The sequence below is a fragment of the Pseudoxanthomonas sp. P4_B2 genome (assembly GCF_056402315.1).
The window spans coordinates 350,446-365,593 of sequence record NZ_JBFUHQ010000001.1 but is presented as its reverse complement, the minus strand read 5'-3'; the positions used below and the strand labels follow the sequence as shown (position 1 = coordinate 365,593).

The following is a 15,148-nucleotide window of genomic DNA, read 5'->3' as shown; positions in this document are numbered from 1 at the left end:
TACTCAGACGCCCTTCTCGAACACACCAAAGAACACCATCAACGCAGTGACCGCGATCCAGGCGATGGTCAGCGGGATGAACACCTTCCAACCCAGACGCATGATCTGGTCGTAGCGGTAGCGCGGGAAACTGGCGCGGAACCAGATGAACGCGCTGGCGAAGAAACCCACCTTCAGCAGCAGCCACGGCCAGCCGCCTTGCCAGATCCAGTTCACCCAGGGCGACACGTCGCCCGGGTTCCAGCCCTGCAGCGGGCTCAGCCAGCCGCCCATGAAGAACAGCGACACCAGGAAGCTGACCAGGATCATGTTGGCGTATTCGGCCAGGAAGAACAGCGAGAACGCCGCGCCCGAATATTCCACCATGTGTCCGGCGACGATTTCCGATTCGCCCTCGGTCACGTCGAACGGCGCGCGATTGGTTTCGGCCACGCCGGATACCCAGTAGACGATGAACAACGGGAATAGCGGCAGCCAGAACCATTCGAACGGACCGTTGTTGCCGGCCTGCGCCATCACGATGTCGCTCAGGTTCATGCTGCCCGCGGCGATCAGTACGCCGACTAGGGCGAAGCCCATCGCGATTTCGTAGCTGACCACCTGCGCGGCCGAACGCATCGCGCCCAGGAAGGCGTATTTCGAGTTCGACGCCCAGCCCGCGATGATGATGCCGTACACGCCCAGCGAGGTCATCGCCAGCAGATACAACAGGCCCGCGTTGGCGTTGGAAAGCACCAGTTTCGCGTCGAAAGGCACCACGGCCCACGCGGCGAAAGCCGGAGCCAGCGTGATCAGCGGTCCAAGGATGTACATGGTCTTCTGAGCCTTGGCGGGCATCAGGACTTCCTTGAACAGCAGCTTGAACACGTCGGCGAAGGCCTGGAAGATGCCCATGCCCACGTACATCGGCCCGTGGCGCACGTGCATCCAGCCGATCAGCTTGCGTTCCCAGACCACGTAAAAGGCGACCGCGACGATCACCGGTACCGCGATCAACAGGATCTTCAGCACGATCCACAGCACCACGCCGAAACCGCCCAGCCCGAAGAACCATTCGCGCAGGGGATCGATGGCGTTCAACAGAAGCTCGTTCATGCGCGCACCACCGTCACGCGTCCGGCGCCCAGCGGCGCGGTAGCGCCATGTCCGCTTTCGATCCAGGCCGCGCCACGCGCCACGCGCGCGTCGACGAAGACCGGCAAGGTGGCCGTGCCATCGGGTGCGCCGACCTTGGCGACGCCCCCTTCCGTCAGACTCGCAGCTTCGGCATCTTCGGGATTCAGGGTGATACGCGGCGAAACGTTGAGCGGATGCGCCTGCAACGCCTCGGCACGGCGCACGACGCCGTCGGTGCGATAGATCGCAGCGCTTGCCGCCACTTCAAGCCCTTCAGAAGCGGGTGAAGGCGCAGGAGATTTCGCGATCGCAGTAGGTGTCGAAGCAGCACCGGCAACGCGCGCGCCGGCAAGATCGGTGAACTCGAACGCAGGCAACTGCAGTTCGCCGCCGAGTGCGCGCAATACCTTCCAGCCTTCGCGCGCTTCACCCGGCAGCTTGCCGCCGGCTTGGGTGCGCTGATCGACGCCGTCCAGATTGGTCAAGGTCGCTTCGATTTCCGGCAGCGCGCCGATCGGAAGAATCACGTCGGCCACATTGCGAGTCGACTTGCAGGCGAAATGGCTGAAAGCCACGACTTTGGCCGCCTTCAATGCCTTCTGTGCAGCGGCGCCGTCGGCGAAATCCAGGCCCGGTTCGATACCGTAGATCACATAGGCCGCACGCGGCTCGGCGAACATGCCGGCGACATCACGTCTGGCAGGCAACACGCCATTGCGTACCAGACCGACGGCGTTGGCGCCCTGCGGAATACGGCACAGCGAAGCGCCGGTGGCGGCGGCGAATGCCTTGGCGGCAGCGCGGATCGACGCGGCCTGCGGATGGTTCTCGGCCAGCGCGCCGACGATCAATACCGGGCGGCTGGCGCCTTTCACCGCGTCCAGCAACGCGGAATCGTTCAACGCATCGACGAACTTCGACGGCGGCACGATGCGCTTGCCGGCGAGCGAGAAAGCGAAATCGAAGTCGACCGGATTGACCGCATACACCTTGGTCTTGCGGTTCTGGTTGCCCTTGCGGATGCGCTGATGCAGCAACGGCAGTTCATGGCGGATATTGGTGCCGAGCAGGACGACGACGTCGGCCTGCTCGATTTCCGCCAGCGGGGTGGCGAACGGTTCGGCCACCGCGCCATCGGAGAAATCGCGATTGAAGATGCGGTGATCCAGGTTGCCGCTACCCAGGCCTTCGGCCAATCGGGCCAGCAAGCTGCCTTCGTCGTTCGGGGTCGCCGGATGCGCGAGCACGCCCAGATCGTCGCCCTGGTGGGCGCGCAGGATTTCGGCGGCGGCGGCCAGGCCTTCGGCCCAGGACACTTCCTTCCAATCGCTATCGGTACCGCTGTCGCCCACTTTCAGCATCGGCCTGACCGCACGGTCCTCGGCGTACAGGCCCTGGTGCGAATAGCGGTCGCGGTCGGACAGCCAGCATTCGTTGACCGCTTCGTTGTCGCGCGGCACGGTGCGCAGCACTTCGCCGCGGCGCACGTGCAGGAACAGGTTGGAACCCATCGCATCGTGATAGCCGATCGATTCGCGCGCGATCAGTTCCCACGGACGCGCGCGGAACTGGAATACCTTGTTGGTCAGCGCGCCAACCGGACACACGTCGACGACGTTGCCGGACAATTCGGTGGTCAGCGGCTTGCCATCGTAGGTGCCGATCTGCAGGTTCTCGCCGCGGTACATGCCGCCCAGCTCGTAAGTACCGGCGATATCGGCGGTGAAACGGACGCAGCGCGTGCACTGGATGCAGCGGGTCATCTCGGTGGCGACCAGCGGGCCGATGTCCTCGTCCGGCACCACACGTTTGCGTTCCTGGAAGCGGCTGACCGAGCGGCCGTAACCCAGCGACAGGTCCTGCAGCTCGCATTCACCGCCCTGATCGCAGATCGGGCAATCCAGCGGATGGTTGATCAGCAGGAATTCCATCACGTTGCGCTGCGACTTCAACGCTTTGTCGCTGCGGGTGGCGATCTTCATGCCGTCCATCACCGGCGTGGCGCAGGCCGGTGCCGGCTTGGGCATCTTCTCCACTTCCACCAGGCACATGCGGCAGTTGGCGGCGATGGCCAACTTGTCGTGGTAGCAGAAACGCGGAATCGGAATGCCGGCCTTGTCGGCGGCCTGGATGATCATCGAACCCTTGGGCGCAGCCAGTTCGACGCCGTCGATGAAGACGGTGACGTGATCGGGCGCCAGATTCGGATTGACGGGCTGTGCGCTCATGCGGCGCGCTCCTCGACAACACGCTCAAGCTTCTCGTCGACGATGGAACGGCCGTTGAGGATGAAATATTCGAACTCGTTCCAGTAATGCCGCAACATGCCCTGCACCGGCCACGCCGCCGCCTCGCCGAACGCGCAGATGGTGTGGCCCTCGATCTGGCCCGCCGAAGCCTTCAGCGTATTCAAGTCTTCCAGCGTGGCCTTGCCTTCCACCACGCGCGTGATCATGCGGTACATCCAGCCGGTGCCTTCGCGGCACGGCGTGCACTGGCCGCATGACTCAGCGTAATAGAAACGCGCGATGCGCTGGCAGGCACGCACCATGCAAGTGGTTTCGTCCATGACGATGACTGCGCCCGAGCCCAGGCCGGAGCCCGCTTTCTGGATGCTGTCGTAGTCCATGGTCAGGCCCATCATGGTTTCGCCTGGCAATACCGGCATCGACGAACCGCCCGGAATCACCGCCTTCAGCTTGTGCCCGTTGCGGATGCCGCCGGCCATTTCCAGCAATTCGGAGAACGGCGTGCCCAGACGGATTTCGTAATTGCCAGGACGCGCGACATGGCCGGAGACCGAGAAAATCTTCGGGCCGCCATTGTTCGGCTTGCCTAGATTGAGGAACCACTCGGCGCCGTTGCGGATGATCGCCGGCACCGACGCATAAGTTTCGGTGTTGTTGATGGTGGTCGGCTTGCCGTACAGACCGAAATTGGCCGGGAACGGCGGCTTGAAGCGCGGCTGGCCTTTCTTGCCCTCCAGCGATTCCATCAGCGCGGTTTCTTCGCCGCAGATGTAAGCGCCTGCGCCCAGAGCGTTGTAGATCTCGATGTCGATGCCCGATCCGAGCACGTTCTTGCCCAACCAGCCGTGTTTGTAGGCTTCGGCGGTGGCTTCTTCCAGGTGTTCGAAAGGCTCGTGGTGGAACTCGCCGCGCAGATAGTTGTAAGCGGCGCTGGAACCGGTCGCGTAGCAGGCGATGGCCATGCCTTCGATCACCGAATGCGGGTTGTAGCGCAGGATGTCGCGATCCTTGGCGGTGCCCGGCTCGGATTCGTCGGAATTGCAGAGGATGTACTTCTGCATGTCGCCCTTGGGCATGAAGCTCCACTTCAGGCCGGTCGGGAAGCCTGCGCCGCCGCGGCCGCGCAGGCCGGACTGCTTGACCATTTCGACCACGTCGGCCGGCGCGATCTTCTCTTCGATGATCTTGCGCAGCGCGCTATAGCCGCCGGTCTTCAGATAGTTTTCGTACGACCACGGCTTGTCGAAATGCAGCGTGGTGTAGACCACCTGATGCTCTTTCGGTGCGGGGCCGACCGGGCCGTAGCCCTCGGAGGCGTGGGGATGATGTGCCATGCGCTTATTCCAACCCGTCCAGCAGTTCGTCCACCTTCGCGGGCGTGAGCTTCTCGTGGTAGTGGCCATTGATGACGACCACCGGCGCGCCGCAGCAGGCGGCCACGCACTCTTCTTCGCGCTTCAGGTAGACGCGGCCGTCGGCGGTGGATTCGCCCAGCTTGCAGCCGAGCTTCTTCTCCGCATGCGCGACCAGGTCCTCGGCGCCGTTCAACCAGCAGCTGATGTTGGTGCAGAAGGCGACGTTGTTGCGGCCGACCTTCTTGGTTTCGAACATCGAGTAGAAGCTGGCGACCTCGTACGCCCAAACCGGCGGCAGGTCCAGATACTTGGCCACGGCGACGATCAACTCGTCGCTGAGCCAGCCCTGGTTCTGTTCCTGCGCTGCGTGCAAGCCCTGCAGCACGGCCGAACGCTTGCGGTCCGGCGGAAACTTGGCCAACCAGTGGTCGATATGCGCGCGCGTCTTGTCGTTCAACGCCAGCAGCGGATCGACATTGCGCGCCGCTTCGAAATTACCCGTGGCCCTCATCGGTCCACCTCACCAAAAACGAGATCGTAGGTGCCGATCATCGCCACGACGTCCGGCAGCATATGCCCGCTGACGACATGGTCCATCGACGATAGATGGGCGAAGCCCGGCGCACGCAAATGCACGCGGAACGGCTTGTTGGCGCCATCGGAAACGAGATAGCAGCCGAATTCGCCCTTTGGCGCTTCGACCGCGGCGTAGGTTTCGCCGGCAGGCACGCAATAGCCTTCGCTGAAAAGCTTGAAGTGATGGATCAGCGCTTCCATGTCGTCCTTCATTTCCTCGCGCGACGGCGGCGCCACTTTGAAGTTCTGCACCATCACCGGACCCGGATTGGCCTTCAGCCACTTAACGCACTGGGCGATGATGCGGTTGGACTGGCGCATTTCGGCCATACGGACTAGATAACGGTCGTAGCAATCGCCGTTGGTGCCGACCGGAATCTCGAAATCGACCGTGTCGTACTTCGCGTATGGCTGCTTCTTGCGCAGGTCCCAGGCGATGCCCGAACCGCGCAGCATCGCGCCGGTCATGCCCCAGGCACGCGCTTCGTCCGGCGTGATTACGCCGATGCCGACGGTGCGCTGCTTCCAGATGCGGTTGTCGGTGAGCAGGGTTTCGTATTCGTCTACGCGCTTGGGGAATTCGTTGGTGAAATCTTCGATGAAATCCAGCAACGTACCTTCGCGCGCGGCGTTGAAGCGCTTCAGCGCCTTGCCTTTGCGCCAGGGCGATTCCTTGTACTTGGGCATGTGGTCCGGCAGGTCGCGATAGACGCCACCAGGACGGTAGTAAGTGGCATGCATGCGCGCGCCACTGACCGCTTCGTAGCAGTCCATCAGCTCTTCGCGCTCGCGGAAGGCGTACAGCATCACCGCCATCGCGCCCAGATCGAGGCCGTTGGATCCCACCCACATCAGGTGGTTCAAGATGCGCGTGATCTCGTCGAACATGGTGCGGATGTACTGGGCGCGTTCCGGCGCCTGGATGCCCATCAGCCGTTCGATCGCAAGCACGTAGGCGTGCTCGTTGCACATCATGGACACGTAATCAAGACGATCCATGTAGCCGATCGACTGGTTGAACGGCTTGCTCTCGGCCAGCTTCTCGGTGCCACGGTGCAGCAGCCCGATATGCGGATCGGCGCGCACCACGGTTTCGCCGTCCATTTCCAAGATCAGGCGCAGCACGCCGTGCGCGGCCGGATGCTGCGGACCGAAGTTCAGCGTGTAGTTGCGAATTTCCTGCCGGCTTTCGGCAGCATTGCTGGCGAAAGAGATGCCGGATTGCTGGACGGTCACTTGGCGGACTCCCTCGAGGCAGCTTCCCCTGCGGCGGTCGCATAGCGCGCATCGTCGCGAATCACGCGCGGCACACCGACGCGGGGTTCCACCGAAGTCACCGGTTCGTAGATCACGCGTTTCTTCTCTTCGTCGTAGCGCACTTCCACGTTGCCGATCAGCGGGAAGTCCTTGCGGAACGGATGCCCGACGAAACCGTAATCGGTGAGGATGCGGCGCAGGTCCGGGTGGCCCTGATAGAGGATGCCGAACAGATCGAACGCTTCGCGCTCGAACCAGTTGGCGCCGGGCCAGATGTCGGTGACCGAGGCCACCATCGGCAGTTCGTCGTTGGCGGCATAGCAACGCACGCGCAGCAGGCGGTTGTGCCGGTAGGAACGCAGGTGGGCCACGGTGGCGAAACGGTGCACGGGGCCTTCTCCGTGCGGACGGTTTTCCCAGGTGAAGCGTCCCGGACCGAAACCCAGTTCGACGCCGCGGCTGAAACCCTCGGAAGAGACGTTGGCGGTTTCCCACTCGTCGCTGCCGTAACCCAGGTAATCGACGCCGCACAAGTCGACGAGTTGCTCGAAGCCGAAATCGTCTCGCAGGGACAGGCAAGCGGCATGCCACGTCTCCGACGGCACTTCCAGCGTCACTTCACCGCGGGCTTCGGCAATGCTGAGGATCGCGTCCGGAAAACGCGCCTGCAGTTGTTCGATGTAGGTTGCAGCTTGCTCGGCCATGGGGGCGTGGCGTGCTCTTGAGTTAAGGGATCAGCGGGTGGGGCTCTTCAACGGGCAATCGTCTGCGTGCGCCAGATTTTCTTCTGCAGCTGCAAGATGCCGTAGACCAGCGCTTCGGCGGTCGGCGGGCAACCCGGCACGTACACGTCCACCGGCACGATACGGTCGCAGCCGCGCACCACCGAATACGAATAGTGGTAGTAGCCGCCGCCGTTGGCGCAGCTGCCCATCGAGATGACCCATTTGGGTTCCGGCATCTGGTCGTAGACCTTGCGCAGCGCCGGCGCCATCTTGTTGACCAGCGTGCCGGCCACGATCATCACGTCGGATTGGCGCGGCGACGGGCGGAACACAACGCCGTAGCGGTCCAGATCCAGGCGCGAGGCGCCGGCGTGCATCATTTCCACCGCGCAGCAGGCCAGGCCGAAGGTCATCGGCCACATCGAACCGGTGCGCGCCCAGTTCATCAGCGCATCGACGCTGGTGGTCACGTAGCCTTTTTCCAGCAGCGGGTTTTCGCCGTCGGGCCGCAGGATGTCGTCGACCCGCCCTTCCGGGATCGGGTTGGTCATCAGGCGATCGATGGTTCCCAGGACGCTCATGCGATCACTCCCATTCCAGGGCTCCTTTCTTCCAGACGTAAATGAAACCGAGGAACAGCATGCCCACGAACAGGCCCATGGTGACCAGTGCGCGCGCGCCCAGCTCCTGCCAAACCAGGGTCCAGGGCACGATGAAGATGATTTCCAGATCGAAGACGATGAACTGGATGGCGATCAGGTAGTAGCGCACGTCGAACTTCATGCGCGCGTCCTCGAAGGCCTCGAAGCCGCACTCGTAGGGCGAGAGTTTCTGCGCATCGGGACGACGGGGACCGAGGAACCGTCCTATCACCATCAGCGAAACGCCGATGCCGGTAGCGACGATCAGGAACAACAGGGTCGGCAGGTATTCGGCCAGCACGCGTGGTCCTCGGTTGGTTGGCCTGCGGAATGCGCGCCGGTGTGCGCGCGGGTTCCGCCGGATTCGCGTTTTCCCTCACGAGTCCGCGCGTCTGGTGCGCGGGGCTTTGAGAAGAATTCGCATCTTGGTGCCCAAGAGGGGACTCGAACCCCTACGACTTTCGCCGCTACCACCTCAAGGTAGTGCGTCTACCAATTCCGCCACCTGGGCAAACGTATGCGCTTGGGCAAGCCCGAGCGCGGAAACTATTGTAACCGTCTTCAGCCGCCTTGCGGCGGTGTTACGGGCGGCTGCGCTGGCGTCGACGGTGCGGTTTCCTTCACTGCCGGAACTTCCACCGGAACCGATTCGATCGGTGCGGAAGAAGCCGGTGCCGACGGCACGGAGGAAGGCGTCGTGCTGGGCGCTACGATCGGCGCGCTCGGCACCGTCGACGGAGACTGCGACGGTTTCGACAGTTCGCCCGCGGCGGCGGCAGGCGCAGGTTGCTCGGCCATGATGCCGAGATTCTGCTGCACCACCGGACGTGCGCTATGCGACGCCTGCCAAGCCATGAACAGGCTGATGCCGAAGAACACGACGGCCAGCCACTTGGTGCTCTTGGACAGGAAGTTGGACGCGCCACGCGCGCCGAACACGGTGCCGGAAGCGCCGGCACCGAAGCCGGAACCCGCGGCCGCGCCGCTGCCACGTTGCATCAGCACCATTGCGATGATCGCAATGGCCACCAGCACGTAGATCACATTGAGGGTCAACATCAACATTTCTGGATCTCGATCGAATTTGAAAAAAAGAGCCGGGGACGTCAGGCCCGAACCAGCGGATCAGTCGGCTGCAGCCCTTGCGATGGCCAGAAAATCGGCGGCCACCAGGGAGGCGCCACCGACCAGTCCACCATCGACATCGGGTTGCGCGAACAGTTCCGCGGCATTGTCGGGCTTGACGCTTCCGCCATACAGCAGCGGCAGCGAATCGCCAATTCTAGCATCGCGGGCCTTGACCACGCCACGAATGAAGGCGTGCATGTCCTGCGCCTGCTGCGGGGACGCGGTGCGGCCGGTGCCGATGGCCCAGACCGGTTCATAGGCCACCACGGCCTCGCCAAAGGCCCCGATACCGGCCAAATCCAGCACCGGAGCCAGCTGCGCGGCGATCACGGCTTCGGTTCGACCGGCCTCGCGCTGCTCCAGGGTTTCGCCCACGCAGAGGATGGGAACCAGCCCGGCATTCTTCGCCGCGACGAACTTGGCGGCCACTAGCTCGCTGCTTTCGGCGTGGTATTGGCGGCGCTCGGAGTGGCCGACCAGTCCATAGCGGGCGCCCACATCCACCAGCATCGCCGCCGAGACTTCGCCGGTATAGGCGCCCTTCTCGTTGCTGCTGACGTCCTGGGCGCCGAAGAAAATATCGTGGCGTTCGAAGTCCTCGATCAGGTCGCCCAGGTAGGGCATGGGCGGCAGCACCACCACCTCGACGCCCGACAGCGGCAGGCCGGCGGCCAATTCAGCGACCAGGCCCGTGGCGAAAGCACGGGTGCCGTGGAGTTTCCAGTTTCCGGCTACGATCTTGCGGCGCATCGTGCGATTCCTATCCAGTCTGACTCCCGGGGCGCAAAGAATAGCCGATGCCCTGCCCCACCTTCATTCAGGATGCGACCGATGGTTTCCAATGTTCCTGCCGGCTATGCCCTGGTCACCGGCGCCTCCAGCGGCATCGGCGCTGCCATCGCCCGGGAATACGCGCAGCGGGGCGTGCCGTTGATCCTGACCGCGCGCCGCGTGGACAAGCTGGAACAACTGGCAGCCGAGCTACGCGGCAAAGTGAAGGTGGAAGTGATCCCGGCCGACCTCAGCGACCCGAAGGCGCCCGAAGCCCTGTCTACCGAAATCCAACGCCGCGGTCTGCCGGTACGGATTCTGGTCAACAACGCCGGCTATGGCGTGCCCGGCCGCTATCTGACCAAGGACTGGCCAACGCATGCGCAGTTCCTGCAGGTGATGGTGGGCGCGGTCAGCGAACTGACCTGGCGGCTGCTGCCGGCGATCCGGGCCTCCGGCCACGGGCGAATTCTCAATGTGGCCTCGTTCGCCGCATTGGTGCCGGGCGCGGACGGACAGACGCTGTACGCGGCGGTCAAGGCCTATCTAGTGAGGTTCAGCGAATCGCTTGCGCTGGAAAACCTGGATCGGGGCGTGCATGTGACGGCGCTATGCCCAGGCTTTACCTGGTCCGAATTCCATGACGTAACCGGCACCCGCGAAATGATGTCCAGGCTTCCAAAATGGGCGTGGCTCGAAACCGATACGGTAGCCAGGGCGGGTATCGACGGCGTCGAACGCAGAAAGGTCGTCGTGGTACCGGGGCGCGTCTACAAACTGCTCCGTTTCGTCGCCAAGCATCTGCCCGATGGGCTGGTGCTGGGATTGATGGGCAGGAATTCCAAGAAGATCCGCAAGGTGGATTGATTGCTGGATCGAAGCACGTAAGCGGAATAAACCAGGAAATTCCGAGACCGTCATCCCAGCGAAAGCTGGGATCCATCTTGATTTTGCTTCTACCCGCCTACCCGCGAAGATCAAAATGGATCCCAGCTTTCGCTGGGATGACGTCTCGATATTTTTTGTCGCGAGATCGGTTCCAATCGGAACCTTTCCGTTACTACTTCAGCTTGATCTCACGCAACCGCTCTTCCAGGTAACCCTGGGCGGTGATCGGTTCCGGATAGCGCTTGGGATTCTCCGCAGTGATCGTCGACGGCAATACATCGATCAGGAAATCCGGATTGGGATGCAGGAAGAACGGTACCGAATAGCGCGGCTTGCGCGCTTGTTCGCCCGGCGGGTTGGTGACGCGGTGCGTGGTCGACGGATATACGTGATTGGTCAGCCGCTGCAGCATATCGCCGATGTTGACCACGATGGTGTCCGCATCCGAAGTGAATGGCACCCATTCGCCCTGCTGGGATTTGACTTCCAGACCGGCGGCGCTGGCGCCGACCAGTAGCGTGATCAGGTTGATGTCCTCGTGCGCGCCGGCGCGCACGTTGGGGATGTCGTCGGCAGTGATGGGTGGGTAATGGATGGGCCGCAGGATGGAGTTGCCGGAGTCGGTCTTGTCGGCGAAATAGTTCTCCGCCAACCCCAGATGCAGCGCCAGGGCGGACAAAACCCGCGAACCGAGCTGGTCGAGCGCTTCATAAAGCCCGTAACCGTGCTCGCGGAAACCCGGCACCTCATCGGGCCATAGGTTAGGCGGCATGACATCGGCGTATTTCGAGTCGCGCGGAATCTCACGACCGATATGCCAGAACTCCTTCAGATCGAAGTACTTGGAATCCTTCGCAGTCTCTACGCCGAACGGCGTGTAGCCGCGCGCGCCGCCGCTGCCGGGCACGTGATATTTCAGCTTGGTCTCTTCGGGAAGAGCGAAGAAATTGCGGAACACATCGTAAGCGGCATCGATCCCCGGCTGCGGGATGCCGTGGTTGCGGATGCCGGCGAACCCCCACTGCCGATAGGCAGCACCGAGCTCGGCGACGAAAGCTTCGCGGTCGGTATCGAAACGGGTGATGTCGAGGGTGGGAATTCTTGCTGTCATTTTGTGCTCTGGCTTTTTGTTCCCTTCTCCCACCGGGAGAAGGTGGCGCGCAGCGCCGGATGAGGGAGAGGGAATTCCAACCCACGGAAACGGCATCGCAAGCGGAGAGTCCGCTCCCTCATCCGCCCTTCGGGCACCTTCTCCCGAAGGGAGAAGGAAAACTCAAGCCGCCGCGCGTACCGCATCAGCCAGCTTATCCAACGTGTTCTGCATCAAAACGTCATCATCGGCTTCCACCGTCACCCGAACCACCGGTTCGGTGCCGGAAGGACGCAGAAAGGCGCGTCCACGGCCGGAAACCGCGGCCTGCGCCTCGGCCAAGGCGGCCTTGACGCTATCGGCTTCGGTCGGCTTGGCGCCATTAGCTAGACGCACGTTGATGGTCTTCTGCGGCACCATCACCAGCCCTTCCAATGCTTGCCGCAACGACCTGCCCGTGCGGCCCAGCACTTCCAGTACCTGCAGCGCGCTGACGATGCCGTCGCCAGTACTGGTGCGGTCCAGGCATAGCAGATGTCCGGAAGCTTCGCCGCCGAGGATGCCATGCCTCTCGACCAGCGCCTGATGCACGTAACGGTCGCCGACTTTGACGCGCACGAAGTCGATACCCGCCTCGCCGAAGGCGCGCTCTAAACCGTAATTGGTCATCAGCGTACCGACCACGGGGCCGCGCAGACGGCCACTCTTCTTCCAGTCGTTGGCCAGCACATAGATCAGGCCGTCGCCGTCGACGATTTCGCCCTGTCCATCGACGAACAACACACGGTCGCCATCGCCATCGAAAGCGATGCCCAGATCCGCGCCGGTTTCGCGCACGCGCGCCGCCAGCAGTTCCGGATGGGTGGACCCGACGCCATCGTTGATGTTGAGTCCGTTAGGTTCCACGCCGATCGCTTCGACGCGTGCGCCGAGTTCGCGCAGCACGATCGGCCCGACCTGATAGGTCGCGCCATTGGCGCAGTCCACCACGATGCGCATGCCCTGCAGGTCGAACTGCCGCGATACGGAATTCTTGCAAGCCTCCACGTAACGGCCGATGGCATCGCGGGTGCGTACCGCTTTGCCCAACTGTTCGGAAGCCACGGTACGGAACGGATGCTCCAGCGCCGCCTCGATCGCCAGTTCGGTCGCGTCGTCCAGCTTCTCGCCTTCGGCGGAGAAGAATTTGATGCCGTTGTCGTGGTGCGGATTGTGCGAAGCGGAAATCACGATGCCGCCGTCGGCGCGCAGCGAGCGGGTCATGTGCGACACCGCAGGCGTGGGCATCGGCCCCATTAATTCCACATCCACGCCCGCCGCTACCAGCCCGGCCTCGAGCGCGGCCTCGAACATGTAGTTGGAGATGCGCGTGTCCTTGCCGATGATCACCACCGGCTTGCGCCAGTCGCCAGCGCTCTTGACCGAAGCGCGCAGCGCATGGCCGTAGGCATTGCCCAGCCGCAGCATGAAATCGGCCGAGATAGGGCCCTCGCCTACCCGGCCACGAATACCGTCGGTGCCGAAATACTTGCGACTCATGCGGCGTCCACCAGCGGACCCTCCTGCGGCTTGGGTTGTTTCATCATCAACGCCAGCAGGTCGGCCAGGCGGTCACGCAGCTCGCGACGGTCGCAGATCTGGTCGATGGCGCCGTGTTCGACCAGGAACTCGGAACGCTGGAAACCTTCTGGCAAGGTCTCGCGCACGGTCTGCTCGATCACGCGCGGACCGGCGAAACCGATCAGCGCTTCGGGTTCGGCCATGTTGATGTCGCCCAGCATCGCGAACGATGCCGACACGCCGCCGGTGGTGGGATGGGTCATTACCGAGATGTACGGCAAACCGGCCTCGCGCAAGCGACCGAGCGCCGCGGAAGTCTTGGCCATCTGCATCAGCGAAAACAGGCCTTCTTGCATGCGCGCGCCGCCGCTGGCTGAAAAGCATACGAACGGCGAACCTATCTCCAGCGCGCGCTCGGCGCCCAGAGCGAAACGTTCGCCGACCACCGAACCCATCGAGCCGCCCATGAAGGCGAAATCGAATGCGGCGGCGACCAGCGAACGCCCCTTCAGCGGACCCTGCAACACGACCAGCGCATCGCGCTCGCCGGTGGCTTTCTGCGACGCCTTGATGCGGTCGACGTATTTCTTCTGATCCTTGAACTTCAGCGCATCGACCGGACCCAACGCCGAACCGATTTCCTGGGTACTGGCGCCTGCGTCGAACAGCGCGTTCAGGCGCGCGCGCGCGCGGATGGCCATGTGGAAGCCGCACTTCGGACAGACTTCCAGGTTTTCTTCCAATTCGGGACGGTAAAGCACGGAGCCACAGCGCTCGCATTTTTCCCAGAGACCCTCCGGTACGCTGCGCTTGTTCTTGTTGGCGCCCGCCTGGGTGCGGATGCCCGACGGCATCAGTTTGCTCAGCCAGCTCATGCGTTTGCCATGTGTTTGCGACGCCCCGTTCAGTTTCAGCGCTTGGATCAGCGCGGAAGTTTATCCCAGCCGCCGCTTTTTGAGTTCAGCCGTCCAGCGCCCGGCGCAGCGGCTCAAGAAATGCTGCAGCGCGGGATGCGGCTTCCTCAGGCGTTGCGGCGTCCGCCAGGCAAGCCACCAGCGCGCTGCCGACCACCACGCCGTCGGCCTCGACCGCCATGGCGCTGGCGCTGGCCGCATCCTTGATGCCGAAACCGGCGACCACCGGTACCTGCGATTGCGCGCGAAGCGTATGCAGTCGTCCGCCAGCAGCCTGCGTGTCCAGACGGCTGGCGCCGGTGACGCCGGCGAAGCTCACGTAATACAGGTAGCCCTGCGCGGATTCGCACAGCATGGCCATGCGTTCGGGCATGGTGGTCGGCGAAGCGAGCGCGATCAGGTCCAGACCGCGGCGGGTGAAGATCTCGCGCGTCTCGGCGGCTTCTTCCGGCGGCAGGTCGACCAGCAGCACGCCGTCCACGCCGGCCTGTACCGCTTCGTCTGCGAAACGTTCGTTGCCATGAATCTCGACGGGATTCAGATACCCCATCAGCACTACTGGCGTGTCGGCATCGCGCTGGCGGAACTCGGCGACGGCCTGCAGCACGTAGCGCAGACCCGCGCCGCGCCGCAACGCCTGTTCGGAACTACGTTGGATGACCGGACCGTCCGCCATGGGATCGGAGAACGGGACGCCCAGTTCGATCACGTCGGCGCCGGCGGCGACTAGCGCATGCATGACCGGCACGGTGGCCTCCAGCGAAGGATCGCCGGCGGTGACGAAGGGGATCAGCGCTTTGCGTTGGGCGGACTTGAGTTGTGAAAAACGCTGGGCGATTCGACTCACGATGAAGCCTCGTTTGAGCCCCTCTCCCACT

At 63.3% G+C, this 15,148-nt stretch carries 15 protein-coding genes and 1 tRNA gene; 1 reads left to right on the top strand and 15 read right to left on the bottom strand.

The features are described from left to right. Positions 1-3: 3 nt before the first annotated feature. From nuoH to tpiA, 11 genes are all read right to left on the bottom strand, one after another. The gene (gene nuoH, locus AC1DTQ_RS01625; RefSeq protein WP_477847430.1) at positions 4-1,095 is read right to left on the bottom strand and encodes an NADH-quinone oxidoreductase subunit NuoH; all 1,092 of its coding nucleotides are present in this window, start codon (positions 1,093-1,095) and stop codon (positions 4-6) included. Beyond that, positions 1,092-3,344 carry an NADH-quinone oxidoreductase subunit NuoG gene (gene nuoG / locus AC1DTQ_RS01620; RefSeq protein WP_477847428.1) on the bottom strand — a complete coding sequence of 751 codons (2,253 nt, stop codon included), beginning with the start codon at positions 3,342-3,344 and terminating at the stop codon, positions 1,092-1,094. Before nuoG ends, nuoH begins: the two co-directional genes overlap by 4 nt. Next, the gene (nuoF, locus tag AC1DTQ_RS01615; RefSeq protein WP_477847427.1) at positions 3,341-4,699 is read right to left on the bottom strand and encodes an NADH-quinone oxidoreductase subunit NuoF; all 1,359 of its coding nucleotides are present in this window, start codon (positions 4,697-4,699) and stop codon (positions 3,341-3,343) included. The genes nuoG and nuoF overlap by 4 nt, the downstream gene beginning before the upstream one ends. A 4-nt stretch (positions 4,700-4,703) precedes the next feature. Continuing rightward, on the bottom strand, positions 4,704-5,231 hold the full coding sequence (gene nuoE / locus AC1DTQ_RS01610) for an NADH-quinone oxidoreductase subunit NuoE (RefSeq protein ID WP_477847426.1): 528 nt from the start codon (positions 5,229-5,231) through the stop codon (positions 4,704-4,706). Beyond that, the gene (locus AC1DTQ_RS01605; protein ID WP_477847425.1) at positions 5,228-6,532 is read right to left on the bottom strand and encodes an NADH-quinone oxidoreductase subunit D; all 1,305 of its coding nucleotides are present in this window, start codon (positions 6,530-6,532) and stop codon (positions 5,228-5,230) included. Before AC1DTQ_RS01605 ends, nuoE begins: the two co-directional genes overlap by 4 nt. Further along, on the bottom strand, positions 6,529-7,257 hold the full coding sequence (locus tag AC1DTQ_RS01600) for an NADH-quinone oxidoreductase subunit C (protein ID WP_477847423.1): 729 nt from the start codon (positions 7,255-7,257) through the stop codon (positions 6,529-6,531). The genes AC1DTQ_RS01605 and AC1DTQ_RS01600 overlap by 4 nt, the downstream gene beginning before the upstream one ends. Positions 7,258-7,304: 47 nt before the next feature. Continuing rightward, the gene (locus AC1DTQ_RS01595; RefSeq protein ID WP_310090289.1) at positions 7,305-7,859 is read right to left on the bottom strand and encodes a NuoB/complex I 20 kDa subunit family protein; all 555 of its coding nucleotides are present in this window, start codon (positions 7,857-7,859) and stop codon (positions 7,305-7,307) included. A gap of 4 nt (positions 7,860-7,863) precedes the next feature. Further along, the gene (locus AC1DTQ_RS01590; protein ID WP_093280427.1) at positions 7,864-8,220 is read right to left on the bottom strand and encodes an NADH-quinone oxidoreductase subunit A; all 357 of its coding nucleotides are present in this window, start codon (positions 8,218-8,220) and stop codon (positions 7,864-7,866) included. Positions 8,221-8,345: 125 nt separating this feature from the next. Next, positions 8,346-8,430 (bottom strand) — tRNA-Leu (locus AC1DTQ_RS01585). Between the two features lie 50 nt (positions 8,431-8,480). Beyond that, entirely contained in the window at positions 8,481-8,984 is a 504-nt protein-coding gene (gene secG, locus AC1DTQ_RS01580; protein ID WP_477847422.1) for a preprotein translocase subunit SecG, read from the bottom strand. Positions 8,985-9,044: 60 nt separating this feature from the next. Then, positions 9,045-9,797, bottom strand: a complete 753-nt coding sequence (tpiA, locus tag AC1DTQ_RS01575) for a triose-phosphate isomerase (RefSeq protein ID WP_477847421.1) — start codon at positions 9,795-9,797, stop codon at positions 9,045-9,047. A gap of 81 nt (positions 9,798-9,878) precedes the next feature. Between tpiA and AC1DTQ_RS01570 the strand changes: the two genes are divergently transcribed. Further along, the gene (locus AC1DTQ_RS01570) at positions 9,879-10,685 is read left to right on the top strand and encodes an SDR family NAD(P)-dependent oxidoreductase (protein ID WP_477847419.1); all 807 of its coding nucleotides are present in this window, start codon (positions 9,879-9,881) and stop codon (positions 10,683-10,685) included. A gap of 193 nt (positions 10,686-10,878) precedes the next feature. Here AC1DTQ_RS01570 and AC1DTQ_RS01565 read toward each other — a convergent pair whose 3' ends face one another. From AC1DTQ_RS01565 to trpA, 4 genes are all read right to left on the bottom strand, one after another. Beyond that, positions 10,879-11,817 (bottom strand): isopenicillin N synthase family dioxygenase, encoded by a 939-nt coding sequence (locus tag AC1DTQ_RS01565; RefSeq protein WP_477847417.1) that lies wholly within the window; start codon positions 11,815-11,817, stop codon positions 10,879-10,881. Positions 11,818-11,979: 162 nt separating this feature from the next. Continuing rightward, complete coding sequence (gene glmM / locus AC1DTQ_RS01560) at positions 11,980-13,335, bottom strand: phosphoglucosamine mutase (RefSeq protein ID WP_477847415.1); 1,356 nt, start codon at positions 13,333-13,335, stop codon at positions 11,980-11,982. Then, the gene (gene accD, locus AC1DTQ_RS01555; protein WP_477847414.1) at positions 13,332-14,231 is read right to left on the bottom strand and encodes an acetyl-CoA carboxylase, carboxyltransferase subunit beta; all 900 of its coding nucleotides are present in this window, start codon (positions 14,229-14,231) and stop codon (positions 13,332-13,334) included. Before accD ends, glmM begins: the two co-directional genes overlap by 4 nt. A gap of 85 nt (positions 14,232-14,316) precedes the next feature. Then, positions 14,317-15,117: a tryptophan synthase subunit alpha gene (gene trpA, locus AC1DTQ_RS01550; protein WP_477847412.1), complete on the bottom strand. Its 801-nt coding sequence runs from the start codon at positions 15,115-15,117 to the stop codon at positions 14,317-14,319. Positions 15,118-15,148: the final 31 nt, after the last annotated feature.

What these genes read in the sequence shown, in the direction of transcription:
- nuoH (WP_477847430.1), bottom strand. Translation starts at nt 1,095, where the DNA reads ATGAACGAGCTTCTGTTGAACGCCATCGATCCCCTGCGCGAATGGTTC.
- nuoG (WP_477847428.1), bottom strand. Translation starts at nt 3,344, where the DNA reads ATGAGCGCACAGCCCGTCAATCCGAATCTGGCGCCCGATCACGTCACC.
- nuoF (WP_477847427.1), bottom strand. Translation starts at nt 4,699, where the DNA reads ATGGCACATCATCCCCACGCCTCCGAGGGCTACGGCCCGGTCGGCCCC.
- nuoE (WP_477847426.1), bottom strand. Translation starts at nt 5,231, where the DNA reads ATGAGGGCCACGGGTAATTTCGAAGCGGCGCGCAATGTCGATCCGCTG.
- AC1DTQ_RS01600 (WP_477847423.1), bottom strand. Translation starts at nt 7,257, where the DNA reads ATGGCCGAGCAAGCTGCAACCTACATCGAACAACTGCAGGCGCGTTTT.
- AC1DTQ_RS01595 (WP_310090289.1), bottom strand. Translation starts at nt 7,859, where the DNA reads ATGAGCGTCCTGGGAACCATCGATCGCCTGATGACCAACCCGATCCCG.
- secG (WP_477847422.1), bottom strand. Translation starts at nt 8,984, where the DNA reads ATGTTGATGTTGACCCTCAATGTGATCTACGTGCTGGTGGCCATTGCG.
- tpiA (WP_477847421.1), bottom strand. Translation starts at nt 9,797, where the DNA reads ATGCGCCGCAAGATCGTAGCCGGAAACTGGAAACTCCACGGCACCCGT.
- AC1DTQ_RS01570 (WP_477847419.1), top strand. Translation starts at nt 9,879, where the DNA reads ATGGTTTCCAATGTTCCTGCCGGCTATGCCCTGGTCACCGGCGCCTCC.
- AC1DTQ_RS01565 (WP_477847417.1), bottom strand. Translation starts at nt 11,817, where the DNA reads ATGACAGCAAGAATTCCCACCCTCGACATCACCCGTTTCGATACCGAC.
- glmM (WP_477847415.1), bottom strand. Translation starts at nt 13,335, where the DNA reads ATGAGTCGCAAGTATTTCGGCACCGACGGTATTCGTGGCCGGGTAGGC.
- accD (WP_477847414.1), bottom strand. Translation starts at nt 14,231, where the DNA reads ATGAGCTGGCTGAGCAAACTGATGCCGTCGGGCATCCGCACCCAGGCG.